The organism is Vibrio echinoideorum (assembly GCF_024347455.1).
GTDB lineage: Bacteria > Pseudomonadota > Gammaproteobacteria > Enterobacterales > Vibrionaceae > Vibrio > Vibrio echinoideorum.
The window spans coordinates 1,031,928-1,044,849 of record NZ_AP025484.1; the positions used below are offsets into that span (position 1 = coordinate 1,031,928).

The following is a 12,922-nucleotide window of genomic DNA, read 5'->3' on the forward strand; positions in this document are numbered from 1 at the left end:
AAAACCTATAATCAAAATTGTCTGTGCTCACCAAGGGCTGCTGCACTATCATTCGTAAAACAACATCAAACTAAACAAACACAATGGTGCATCCTGCGTTATTTATAAATAACATATTAATTTATACATTTTTTTCACAACAACAATGACATATTAATACCAATGATAATTATTAACATTAGTATTAAGGTTTAAATATGAAATTATCTTACACCGCTTTATCTATTGCCACAGCGTTATCAGTTGGAGTAGCCCATGCTGAAACAGAGGTTCCAACATTCTACTTAGAAAAAATTACTGTTATTGGTTCCAGAATAAGTAGCCCAGCAGATACGTCTCAATCCATCGATACGATATCTGAGAATGAAATTCGAAATAGTAATGCACAGTCACTCACTGATGTATTCAAAAATTCTCCAAATGTTGAAGTCATCGGCGGTCCTACATCTTCTGTCAAGAGCCTTTCAATCCGCGGGCTAGATCAACACCATGCAACTGTCACTATTGACGGAGCGAGACAAAGCTATTCTCATTCAAAAAAAGGAAGCTGGGCTATTGCCCCTAGCTTTTTAAAAAGTGCAACGGTTACAAACGGAACCTCTTCGGGCGCTGCGGCAGGAGGCATTAAATTAGAGTTTCTATCTGCGCAAGACTTATTGAAATACGGTCAGTCATTTGGGGGAATGGTGAGAAGCGGATACCGGAGCAATAATGAGCAAACCAATATTTCAGCATCATTATATGGTGTTAATGACAACTTTGACTGGTTGTTTTCAGTACTAGATAGCACTCGTGAGCCATACAGCATTGGTGGTGGTTATTCGGCGAATGGAGAAGACAGTTACTATAAAACAGCAGGAGAAAACCAGTCTTATCTATTTAAATCAGGCTACAATCTTACTGAGGCACAGAGGGTTGAACTTAGCGTTTACTTGGACAACTCAGACTGGAATCAAGTCCGTCAAGACTATGGACTCAATACCCGCGATTATACCAATGCTGTATTGACCTACAGCAATAACCCTTCTAGCAATGATTGGTTAGATTTACACGCGAATGCTTATATCAACCAAGTTGACAATTACACGGTTGAGTATACAGATGTTACAGAAGCAATAGCTTCAGATACCCAAGACGTTACCGATGATTCATACGGTTTTAGTCTGACTAACAACACTATATCAAACCAACTATTTAAAGAAACCTTATTTCACTACGGGCTATCTGGTCACTTCACTACTCACACAGGTACGATCAAAACCCTAGATAATGGCAGCTGGGTTGACGAGTCAGCCCAAAGTGAACCCTCCGCAAAATCCCATTTACTTGCTACGTGGTTGAATGCTCAAATGACCATTGGTAATGGTTTGACGATTACTCCGAGCTTACGTTATGACGAGTTCTACGTAGAGTCTAAAAATGCAGAATTTGAAGGCGAAGCTCTTTTACGCAATGGTCGAACAGAAAACCAATGGTCAACGGGTTTACGAATTAGCCAACAGTTTACTGACCAACTAGAATTATTTGTTGCTTACGATGAAGCCTTAACCGCACCCCAAATTTCTCAGTTATTTACATCAGGTCGTGGATTTAAGCCGAATCCAAATCTCAAATCAGAGCGTTCTCAAAACAAAGAAATAGGAATCACATTTGACAATGATTCTACATTCAGTCCGAGCGATAACTTACTAGTAAAAATCAATGTTTTCCAAAACGATATTAAAGATTATATCGGTACCGATTATACCGATAACAACTATAAAGATGGCGTTAAAGTAAACCGAGATCAAATACGTTTACGAGGTGGTGAATTATTAACTCAGTATTCCTACGAGAATTGGGATGCGTCGGCATCTTACGCCATGACCATAGGTGAAGATAAAAAAACAGGTCTTTATTTATCTGATATACCGTCTGACAAATTCATATTTAGTCTCAATAATCAAATAAACAATGAGTGGTTACTCGGGGGAGCTGTAACACATGCCCTTGAGCGCCATCGAGTTCCAACAGCTTCGATAGAAAGTGGTGGGATAATTGTTCCTATCCCTGAAAGTGAACGTCAAAGTGTTCCTTCATGGACAACCGTTGATTTATATGCGGAGTACATACCTTCAAATCTTGAAGACATGATTCTATCAATGTCAATTACTAACTTATTTGACGAAGCTTACGCCATTCAAAACGACAGTGGAGCAAATACGAAAGCTGAATATTACGAAGAAGGCCGAAGCCTGAATATTGATTTGTCTTATCAATTCTAATGACACAATCTGTGCTCATACTTTGGGCACAGACCTATTGGTATATAAAATGAAAAAAATAAATTATTTATTATTGTTTTTTTGTTCACTTTCTGTCGCTGTAAACGCTAGCGAACGTATCATCTCATCAGGGAGTAATATAACTGAAATCATATATGCCCTAGGAGCTGGTGATCAGGTTATAGGGTCGGATAAAACAAGCACATCCCCATCGGAAGCAAAGGCGAATGCAATATTAGGCCATCCGAGTCAACTATCCATAGAAGGTATTATCTCTCTACGACCCACCTTATTTATTAGTGATGATAAATATTTAGATACTACTTTGAACCATCGACTAGAGCGTTCAGGAACAAAAACACTCATCCTAAAGCAAGCAAGAAACATCAATGAACTAAACACCCAAATACAGGAAATATCTGACTTTTTAAATAGGTCAGAACAGGGGGAAATTCTTATTAAAAGTTTAGCAGCCGAGTTAAATGAATTATCAAGACTCAGAGCGACAAGAAAGCCTCCCTTTCGCAAAGCTATTTTCCTTTATGGTAAAGACTCACTTTTAATAGCTGGAAAAAAAACACCCGTTGATTTTCTCATGAATATGGCCGGAGTGATTAACCCTGCAAGCTTTGAGGGCGTCAAGCCTATGACACCAGAATCAATCATAATAATTAACCCTGATGTAATTATTACAGTTGATAAAGCACTTTCTAACGACAGCGATAAAGATCGATTTTTCAGTATCCCAGCAATTTCAGCAACACCAGCGGGAAAAAACAGAAGAATCACAACGATTCCAATTTCACATACCAATCTTGGAATTAACACCATGAAAACGGCTAAAAAGCTATTCATAGAAATATATGGAAAATAACGATGAAATACTTAAATTTTACTGATGCACTGAATCAATATGTAACCAATCACAATAATCAAGACGACGAATTGTTATCAACCCTGCGAGAAGTTACCTATCAAAAGACTGGACGTAAGATGATGATATCATCAGATCAAGCACAATTCTTGCGAACATTACTAGCACTCTATCAGCCCAAAAAAGTCTTAGAAATTGGGGTTTTTACCGGATACAGTTCGACTGTGATAGCGAGGTCTATACCTAGTGATGCTCATATTACTGCATGTGATATCAACGAAGAATGGACAACAATCGCTAAAGAATATTGGCGAAGAGCAGATGTAATAAACAAAATATCATTGTTGCTAGGAGATGCGTCTCAAACCTTAACCTCCTTGATTGAAGCTGGCAATTCAAAATCATTCGACCTTGCATTTATTGACGCAGACAAAGTTAATTATGACACCTATTACGAAAAATCTTATCAGTTATTAAAAAGTGGTGGAGTAATCATTATTGATAACGTTCTTTGGAAAGGTACCGTAGCTCAACCTGAGCGACATGACAAAGACATATCTGCATTACGTCAATTAAACGATAAAGTGGCTAAAGATACTCGTGTTGAATCCACGCTCCTCCCTATAGGGGATGGAATGCTATTAATTGTTAAAAAATGACTTTGATGTTTTCATAAACTAGTTTTTCAGCCTCCAACTTGCTTAATAGGAGGCTGTAGCTCATTAATCTTTATAATCTATTTGACATTTTATCGACAGATTAAAAACTAGTATTAGCCTGAATTATTAAACGTGAAGATAGGTTAAATATGAATTTAAAAGATTTTCTGGTAATCACAAGCCTTGCTTTCAGCTCAGTGGCAGTGGCAGACAACTCTATTATTGGAGCACCCAAATGGGCGACTCCCGAAAGAGGAATTGCTAATGAAAACAACATTCAAGATACAGATAAAAAGCAAAAACTGTTAGGAAGTAATCTACAATATTCGCAAAATGAAATCGATGACAAATTCAGTGCTCCCGATTGGTTTCCAGAACAACATGATCCAATGCCGGAAATCGTCCAGTTTGGTAAAAAGCCTAAAGTATGGGCTTGTGCTTCATGCCATCTAGCGTCGGGGTTAGGCCACCCTGAATCATCTACTTTGTCCGGATTATCTGAAACTTATATGGTTCAACAATTGGAAGCTTTTGCCTCAGGAAAGCGTGTAGATTATTCTGGCCACATGAACAGAATGGCGGCATTGCTCACAAAGGCAGAGATGCAAGAAGTGTCTAAATGGTTTGCAAGCCTCAAGACCGCCTCCGTGATAACTGTTAAAGAAGTTCAATTTGTTCCAAAAACCTATGTTGACGAAACTAGAATGCGTCAGATAGATCTAAGCAAACCAAACGAAGAACCAATCGGTAGCCAGATCATTGAAGTACCCAAGGATAAAACGACTATTCACAAAAGAGCCCCTTACGGAGAGTTCATTAGCTATGTACCTGTAGGCAGTATTCAGCGCGGCGAAGCCTTGGTAAAAACGGGCAACGGAAAAACAATCCCTTGCGCAAGTTGTCATGGTGCAAAATTAGATGGATCAACCATCGGGCCTGCTATTGCAGGTAACTTCGGTATATATACTGTTCGTCAATTACATGGCTTTAAAGGTGGTACAAGAAACTCAAGTCAATCTGTGATGATGGCCCCTGTCGTTGCTTCGCTTTCAGACAGTGACATTGTTGATATTGCCGCTTACCTAAGTTCACTTCCGTTGTAATCGAACAATATACTCTGCCCTATTACAACCGATCCGTCCTCATTCCATACTGACGATCTATTGATAAGCAATCACACAATAACCAAAAAATAGGTATATCAATTGAAAGATACTATATATAAATATTTAATTTACATCGTATTTTTATCAACAGTTTTTTTCTCCATATTTTTAGTTACATCGGACAACCTTTCTCCTTTTACTACTCAAGCATCGCTACATCGTAACATTGCTAATATTGCTCCTGAAGTCTCTGGCGTAATTACGCATGTATTGGTAAAAAATGGGCAACAAATACATATTGAAGAACCATTATTTAACATAGATTCAGCAGGTTATGAAATAATGGTCAAGCAGGCTCAAGCTGAATTACATCAAGCTCAAGAAGCCGATTCCGCAAAGTGGCAAGAACTTGTAGTAGCAGAACAAATACTCAGTCAACGAGAGTTTGAATATATCAATGTCAATCGAAAATACTCACGAAATAAAGCATTATTGAGTAAAGGCTTAATTACATTGCAAGATTTAGATAATACTCTTACAGACAAAAAAGTTGCTAACAGTGCAATTGAAGCCTCAAATGCTGAGGTAAAACGCATTCAAGCTGAATTGTCGAATCAAAATCATACAGCCGCGATTGAGCTAGCTGAAGCTAAACTCGCCAATGCAACGCTAGATCTTGAACACACCCAAGTCATATCAAAGACTCAAGGCGTCATAACCAACCTACAATTACAAGCAGGCAGTTATATTACTCAAGGAACTTCCGCTTTATTCGTAATAGACGAAAAAAATGCGTGGGTAAGTGCTGATTTTAATGAAAAAGGCTTAGATAAACTAACTGTAGGACGACCTGTCTTTGTGGTGTTTGACGCCTTGCCTGGACGGGTATTTGAAGGAACTATTCAAAATCAAGAGCGTGCAATTCGAGATACAGAAAACGCCAATGGACAACTATCTAGCGTCACCAACGATTCACGTTGGATCCGCGAACAACAAAAAGTACGTACCCGAATTAAAGTAAATGAACTCAACCCTGTTCTCATCTCTGGATCTCGCGCGAGCGTCATTGTACAAAGTAACAATACGATCCTCAGCTACATTGGAAATGTATGGATACATTTAGTTGCAATGTTCAGATACATTTACTAAGGACGAAATATGTTCAGTTTTGATTCTACCAACAAACGTAATCAAGCACTGAGAGTTGCACTTACTGTTACCATCTGCATGCTAATTGGCCAACTATTTAACTTTGATTCGCCCGTGTATTTTGCTCTCTACCCAACCATTGTTATGACCAAAGGGAAAGACTACTCTTGGGTAGGATTATTTAGAATGTTTATACCAACACTCGCAGCCGCATCTGCCGCGCTTGCTGTATCAGAAATATTCTCAGAACACCCTTTTATCATCTGGACTACTAGCCTTTTGTTTTTTGATTGGATGCGGCGTAGAGCCGATACGCCAGCTAAATTAGGTCAAATGTTAATGCCCACATTTAACTGGATTTTGATCGTTGTATTTGCAGAACATACCAATATGGATATGCCAATGCGAATTCATGAGATTTTTCTGGCAATGGTGATTACGGCTGTGGTTGCAAAAGGAATGGTCGCATTGTTTCCAGTAAAACGAACCAGTAAGCCAATCATGCCTACACCCGTTCCTGTAAGCATGCAAAGCCGCCTTATCTCATTAATTCTAATCGGTACAGGCGTTGGCTTTTTGATGATTGTTGACATAATTTCCGCGACTTTTTGTATGGTGCCCGTAATTGCAGCTGCAACACAAACAACTCGTCATGGTTTTGCTTCCGTTGTAGACCGTCGCTTTCAAACACAAGTCGGAGGCTGTGCTATTGCCATCGTTTTTACCATCATAATGGCTGGGCATCAATCTACAATCGGATATTATGCGTTAGGATTAGCCGGATTAGCTCTATTTATCAGCGCCTCAATGGCAAAAGCTCATGGTGCTGCCATAGACATTCATGCTGACGCGTTATTAGCAACGATGTTACCAATTCAACTTTATATGACTAACATTAATCCTGGTATTGAGAATATGTTTTTGCGAGCTTGGGAGCTTACTGTAACATTGGCCATACTGTATGGGCTATATCACCTCATTGCAAAAGCTTGGAATAGTGAAACAACAAGCTAGAATCACACACCAGTCATTACTCATAAAGCATCTTCAACTCAATGACTCTCCTCTTTGGGTTGAAGATGCTTTAGTACTCTTTTAAATCTTTAGCTAATCGACTATCTCACGAAAGCTTACGAATCCATGCTATACCTACAGACAGACAAATTTCCGCATCCCTCCCCCTTGAATATTGATAAACATGAGTTATAGATTCACATAAAATACACAGCACCTATATAAAATAAGTGGGATATTATAACGAAATAACAGAGAGAAAATGATGAAGTTAAATCCTATCAAGCATTCCCTATTAGTAGCTGCGTTGCTAAATACCACCTACGCTTCCACTGTCTTAGCACATGCTGACCATATTCATGAAGAAGCTCTCCCTACAAGTGTAAGCAGCTCAAACCAAATGACAACAGAAGCTAATAAATTACTCAATACTTTCAGTGACAGTCAAATAAGCGCCATACTATATAAATTTACTGACAGTAGTAACCGGACTTATTGGACAAATGCACCAGTAGACTCGCAAGCGAGGAACGGACTTCCTATCGGTAGGCTCTCTGTAGAACAACGCCATCAATTACACCAACTATTGATATCATCAACGAGCTCTCAAGGTTATTACAAAATTTGGGCAGCTATTCAAGGTGATAATGAACTAAAGAAAGAAGGAGAGAATAGAGAACTGCTCTCTGAAAAATTTTTCAATAAAAATCAGAGTCTAGGAGCAAACAACTATTGGGTTTCCTTTTATGGAGACCCTAGAAACGAAAGTAAATGGGGTTATATGCTCACCGGTCACCATTTAGCTGCAAACTTTACGGTAGTAGATGGTAAAGCAACCTTCGTTCCCATGTTTTATGGTTCAGATCCCGCAGTAATCAGTGACGGAGCTGAGGCGGGTTATCAATTTTTGCCACAAGAACGACGTAGAGGATATGAGCTGTTAAATAATCTAGATTCAGAACAAAAATCTATTGCTATTATTAACGACTCTGTACCGTTCACTAAATATGGTGCGAAAGACTTTTTTGGTCCAGGAAGTAAAGATAGTGAAATTCAAAAAAGGGGGATAAGAGGTGATCAGCTAAACAATCAGCAGAAAGAGCTTCTTTGGATTCTTATAGAAGAATATGTGCACAATGCAGATCATGATGTCGCAGACGGTCAATTAGATAAAATTAGAAATGACGGATGGGAAAACATCTACTTCATGTGGATGGGACCTAGCGACGGAAGCGAACAAGTATTTTTTAGAGTTAATAGCCCCAGCATACTTATTGATTTCGTTGATCAACGAACAGGGTTCGACTGGAACACACATCCGCATACAATTGTTCGCGATCCATCAAATGATTACGGTGAAGACTGGTTACAAACTCATATTAGTGAACACCACACAAAAGGGATTCGACCAGAAAAACAATAACTCTATGCCAGCATAGTTACATTGCTACTCTAGTATCTTGTCAAATATATCCATGTAGGGTGTTAGGCACCCTACATGGCCTCCACTACGTTGTTACACACCTACGACGATGTTCAAGACTAATCAATTCGGTTTAGGTAATTATCACTTCATCTATATCAACAGGCCATATTTCGGCTTCAATAATATCGGGGTCAAAGCTTTGCTCATTTAAGGGACTTTGTTGCGTAATTAAATTTAGAGGTAGAACCACCCCGTTTCATATATTGCTGACCATGAAGTGCATAGCAAAGATCAACATACCCTAACCATGATTTTCATATGACTTTTGCATTAAAAGGTATTAGACACCTATCCGTAAAAATATTAACAATTAGTATCGTTATTCTATTTTTAATAAATTAAACGTTCAGCTAGATAACATTCGTAGACTATGATTATTTTTATGTGCTCATTTTTGAGCAAAGCAATAAAATTTTCCACTGCCACCAGTTTCATTGAATTTTTCCAAAGTACATCCACTTGTTGCATGAGAAGAATTCCAAGATGTATTCCATGAGCTCATCCGGTCATGATGACCAACCATCGCCTGACCATCAGGACCTGAATAGCTCCAATTGTCACATGTTAAATTATGATATCTCATTGCTCCAGCTGGAAATGCTCGCCCATGAGAGTCTGATCCAGTGAGCATATCGTGTTCATTGGCTATACCTTTATTTCTGATTCTTCCGGCAACTAAATTGCCGGTTTCTGTTAGAGCTGTACTTTGCATTATCAGATTTCTATCTCTTTGGATATCACCATGAAGATCAGCAACATTTTCGGCGATCATCACCCCATTGTAATTGTACCAAGGTCCTTGCCCTATTCTATCTCTCGCATTTATTGCGGGACTCTCTCTAGATCCGTCAGTGCTGAGATATGCATGCCAACGTAAATGGTCAAAACCAACACTTTGGGCTAGTTGTTGACATATTGAGTCAGCACCTTTAATGCCTCCCAAGTCTCCATTATGAGTTGAACTTGTTACAAAAAATGAGAATTTATCATCAGGAAGTTGTGTCTCAGAAGTTTGTGCTAAAGAAAAACCACTTATCGAAGTAAGTAGAAGGAACGTTTTTATTGCAAATAATTTCATTTCTCAACCAGATATTTATAGGAATTACAATAAATATACTTTATACATGTGTATGAAATGTGGATGGGCTTTGTTGCGTAATTCCGTGGAACTAAATCCGGTTTGTCGCAACCAAGGGTGGTAAGTATTGGTCTCTATCTGTTTTATCTATCGCAATCGTCCCTATAGATTTATTTTAAATACTCTCTACGCCTTCACACCTGTTATTCGATTCACGCTAACCCTATAAAGTGTTAAGATCTCTTTATCAAAGTTTATTGTGGCGACGAAACAGTACACGTATTGTGATTTCCTTATCAAATCTTATGTACCCCACTTTGTACCCCACATGAAACAACTAAAAATTAAAGGTAATATTTTCAAATGGTTAACAGTAGCATTCAATGGTTTCCGGGTCACATGCATAAAGCCCGTAAAGAAATCGAAGAAGTTATCCCACAAGTTGATGTGATCATCGAAGTACTGGACGCTCGTATTCCGTTTAGTAGCGAAAACCCAATGATCTCCTCACTGCGCGGCGATAAGCCTTGTGTAAAAGTGTTGAACAAACGCGACCTTGCCGATCCGGAATTAACTCAACTTTGGATTGATCATTTCGAGAAAGAGCAAGGCGTTAAAGCGATTGCTATTACCACCAGCGTAAAAGAAGAAGTTAACCATGTCATGGAACTAGTTCGTAAACTAGCACCGCACCGTGAACAAATGGGTAAGAACATTCGAACGATGATTATGGGTATCCCGAACGTGGGTAAATCGACCATCATCAACTGTTTGGCTGGACGTACGATTGCGGTAACGGGTAACCAACCTGCTGTAACTCGTCGTCAACAACGCATCAACCTTCAGAATGGCGTAATCCTTTCTGATACTCCTGGAATTCTTTGGCCTAAAGTGGAAAACCCACACAGTGGCTTCCGATTAGCTGCTACTGGCGCTGTTAAAGATACAGCAATGGAATACGATGAAGTGGCCTTCTACACGGTGGAGTACCTAGCGAAACAGTACCCGAACCTACTTAAAGAACGTTACCAAATTGAAGAACTACCAGAGTCTGACATCGAATTGATGGAAGCTATTGGTCGTAAGCGTGGAGCACTTCGAGCCGGTGGTCATATAGACATTCACAAATGTTCTGAAATCCTTCTTCACGAACTTCGCAGCGGTACTTTAGGTAAAGTAACGCTAGAGCTACCAGAGATGATTACTAAAGAGTTAGTCGAAGTTGAAGAAGCGGCTGCGCTAAAAGCCGAGCAACAAATAAAGAAAAAAGAAGAACGCCGTAAGCGTTACTTAAAGAACAAGCGTTAATCTCCGCTAGTTTCTATAAACCACTCTTACACCAGCCTTTAAGATATCCACGTTCTATTTTCGGTAGAACGTGAATATTCCCCCTCAACGTTTGTTGATCTAGCTAACATACTGACAAATCGATATAAACTGCCGTTTACAATCACAAACACTGTGACATACTACGCAAATTATTGTGTATCAATTTCGGCTAACTTCTCAATGCGTGCTTATTCTGGGTTCAAAAATCAGAGATTTAAAACCTATTTCGACAATGAAATTTATTTGCCGTACGTAAAATCCATCTACATACCAATCACAATATTTTTTGCATTCATAGTCACCGACCTCATACACTTCGGCGCTGAATGCATCATGCCAGCTCTTCTTAGAGCAATAATCGTTATTGCCATGTGGTTTAGCGCATCCTACTGCATTAAATACCGCCCCAGTTCGTTGCAAAGGTTAGAAGCCGCATTTTTAATCATCAGTGCTCTATTTTTAGTTTACGTAGGCCGTTTCGCTATCGAATTAGGGGATTTTGATTATCAAGGTGGCATCATTCTCGTCATGATCTATGTGGGTACGTTTTCAAGAATGTCGGCGCGTTACAGTATAACGGCACTTACCTTTATATTTTTGAGCTATATTATTGGCCTATCACCGTCCTTGTATGCCGCTGAACCTAATCATGAAATTGAAACTATTTCAGTATATATATCCGCTTATATCTTGATTGCAGCTGCTTGTTTGAGACGAGATTTTGAAGTGCATAAACGCTTTACTCAATCAGAACAACTGCGTAAACAAGCGATACAACTGCGCAAACAGTCTAACGAATATGAAGCTCTTTCATATAAAGATGCGCTAACAGGTTGTTACAACCGATTATATTTGCATCAAGTTATCGAACCTAATATCGACCGACAACTTTCAATGACCACAATCATGATCGATGTCGACCACTTCAAATCAATCAATGACACTTACGGCCACCAAACTGGTGATTTTGTCATAAAAGATCTAGCTGAAGCGATTCAAGGTACGTTACCAAAACACAGTACTTGCTTTCGTTACGGCGGCGAAGAGTTTTTGATTATCATACAAGGTGAGAACAAAGCAAATATTCTAACCCTTGGAGAACATCTCTTAACTTGCGCCAATAAACTCAGATTTGAAGTAACCGTTTCAATCGGAATTAAACACGTTTCTCAGGCACTAGGCTCTGTAGAGCAATTGATTAACGATGCAGACCAAGCTCTTTATTTGTCAAAGAAAAATGGACGAAACTGCATTTCATGGACGGAATAAAGATAGCTTTCCTGTACTTCCAAACTCGCTTTATCAACTATGCGAAGCTTAAAAACAAAAAGCCCCAGACTTAATCAGTCTGGGGCTTTTTCATTTATCTGGTCTCAAACACGGTACGTCAATCGTATATGCTCGTTTTAGGAGAATACCGTACTCATCGTATTTTTCTCTAGCTCTTGTGGAGAACTCCAAGAGATCACTTTCTCGGTAATTTGACTTCCACATGGCGCATTCCAAACCTTTTCTAGCTCTACTTTCCCACCAATAGCTTGATAAAAACCAATGGCTTGGTGATTCTCAGACATCACCTCTAGATAAAGCCCCGAATCCGCATAATATTGCTGTAACCATTTAGTCAGTTCAGATAGTAAACGTTTGCCGATACCTCTTCCGCGGTAATTGTTGTCTACATGTAATGCATCAATGAACGTACCACGTTCAAAATTGTGATTACCAAACGCGCAGACAAAACCAACCAGTAAACCACCTTCTTCAAGCAATAAAACATGTTGGTTGAAAGGAGGATTAATCAAACGAGTCTGCCAAATAACAGATCTGTCCTCCAAAACATCATTTTCTAGGTAATCATCAGCAAGAATGCCACGGTAATATAGCTTCCAGCTATCCGCGTGTAATTGGGCAATCCGCTCATAATCTTTATATTCAGCTACCTTAATTTCCATTTATTAGCCCT

The 12,922-nt window shown here is 39.1% G+C and carries 11 protein-coding genes; 9 read left to right on the plus strand and 2 right to left on the minus strand.

Annotated elements, in window-relative coordinates; genetic code table 11:
* Window positions 1-197 precede the first annotated feature (197 nt).
* The 7 genes from OCV36_RS20850 (at window position 198) to OCV36_RS20880 (ending at window position 8,489) form a co-directional block, all read left to right on the plus strand.
* A complete protein-coding gene (locus tag OCV36_RS20850; RefSeq protein WP_135455096.1) occupies window positions 198-2,264 on the plus strand; it encodes a TonB-dependent receptor domain-containing protein in 2,067 nt (688 codons plus the stop codon).
* Between the two features lie 49 nt (window positions 2,265-2,313).
* On the plus strand, window positions 2,314-3,138 hold the full coding sequence (locus OCV36_RS20855) for a heme/hemin ABC transporter substrate-binding protein (protein WP_135455098.1): 825 nt from the start codon (window positions 2,314-2,316) through the stop codon (window positions 3,136-3,138).
* A 2-nt stretch (window positions 3,139-3,140) separates the two neighbouring features.
* A complete protein-coding gene (locus OCV36_RS20860; protein ID WP_135455100.1) occupies window positions 3,141-3,797 on the plus strand; it encodes an O-methyltransferase in 657 nt (218 codons plus the stop codon).
* A gap of 149 nt (window positions 3,798-3,946) precedes the next feature.
* Window positions 3,947-4,900 carry a c-type cytochrome gene (locus tag OCV36_RS20865; RefSeq protein WP_135455102.1) on the plus strand — a complete coding sequence of 318 codons (954 nt, stop codon included), beginning with the start codon at window positions 3,947-3,949 and terminating at the stop codon, window positions 4,898-4,900.
* A 102-nt stretch (window positions 4,901-5,002) separates the two neighbouring features.
* Window positions 5,003-6,052 carry an HlyD family secretion protein gene (locus tag OCV36_RS20870; protein ID WP_135455104.1) on the plus strand — a complete coding sequence of 350 codons (1,050 nt, stop codon included), beginning with the start codon at window positions 5,003-5,005 and terminating at the stop codon, window positions 6,050-6,052.
* A 9-nt stretch (window positions 6,053-6,061) separates the two neighbouring features.
* Complete coding sequence (locus OCV36_RS20875) at window positions 6,062-7,066, plus strand: DUF2955 domain-containing protein (protein ID WP_135455106.1); 1,005 nt, start codon at window positions 6,062-6,064, stop codon at window positions 7,064-7,066.
* 262 nt (window positions 7,067-7,328) lie between these two features.
* The gene (locus OCV36_RS20880) at window positions 7,329-8,489 is read left to right on the plus strand and encodes a DUF3500 domain-containing protein (RefSeq protein WP_135455108.1); all 1,161 of its coding nucleotides are present in this window, start codon (window positions 7,329-7,331) and stop codon (window positions 8,487-8,489) included.
* A 451-nt stretch (window positions 8,490-8,940) separates the two neighbouring features.
* Here the strand turns inward: OCV36_RS20880 and OCV36_RS20885 are convergent, their stop codons facing one another.
* On the minus strand, window positions 8,941-9,630 hold the full coding sequence (locus OCV36_RS20885) for a hypothetical protein (protein WP_210114708.1): 690 nt from the start codon (window positions 9,628-9,630) through the stop codon (window positions 8,941-8,943).
* Window positions 9,631-9,993: 363 nt separating this feature from the next.
* Here OCV36_RS20885 and ylqF point away from each other — a divergent pair, with 363 nt between their 5' ends.
* Both ylqF and OCV36_RS20895 read left to right on the plus strand, forming a co-directional pair.
* Window positions 9,994-10,938: a ribosome biogenesis GTPase YlqF gene (gene ylqF / locus OCV36_RS20890; RefSeq protein ID WP_135455110.1), complete on the plus strand. Its 945-nt coding sequence runs from the start codon at window positions 9,994-9,996 to the stop codon at window positions 10,936-10,938.
* Window positions 10,939-11,202: 264 nt separating this feature from the next.
* Entirely contained in the window at window positions 11,203-12,228 is a 1,026-nt protein-coding gene (locus tag OCV36_RS20895) for a GGDEF domain-containing protein (protein WP_135455112.1), read from the plus strand.
* A gap of 137 nt (window positions 12,229-12,365) precedes the next feature.
* Here the strand turns inward: OCV36_RS20895 and OCV36_RS20900 are convergent, their stop codons facing one another.
* The gene (locus OCV36_RS20900) at window positions 12,366-12,911 is read right to left on the minus strand and encodes a GNAT family N-acetyltransferase (RefSeq protein WP_135455114.1); all 546 of its coding nucleotides are present in this window, start codon (window positions 12,909-12,911) and stop codon (window positions 12,366-12,368) included.
* Window positions 12,912-12,922 lie beyond the last annotated feature (11 nt).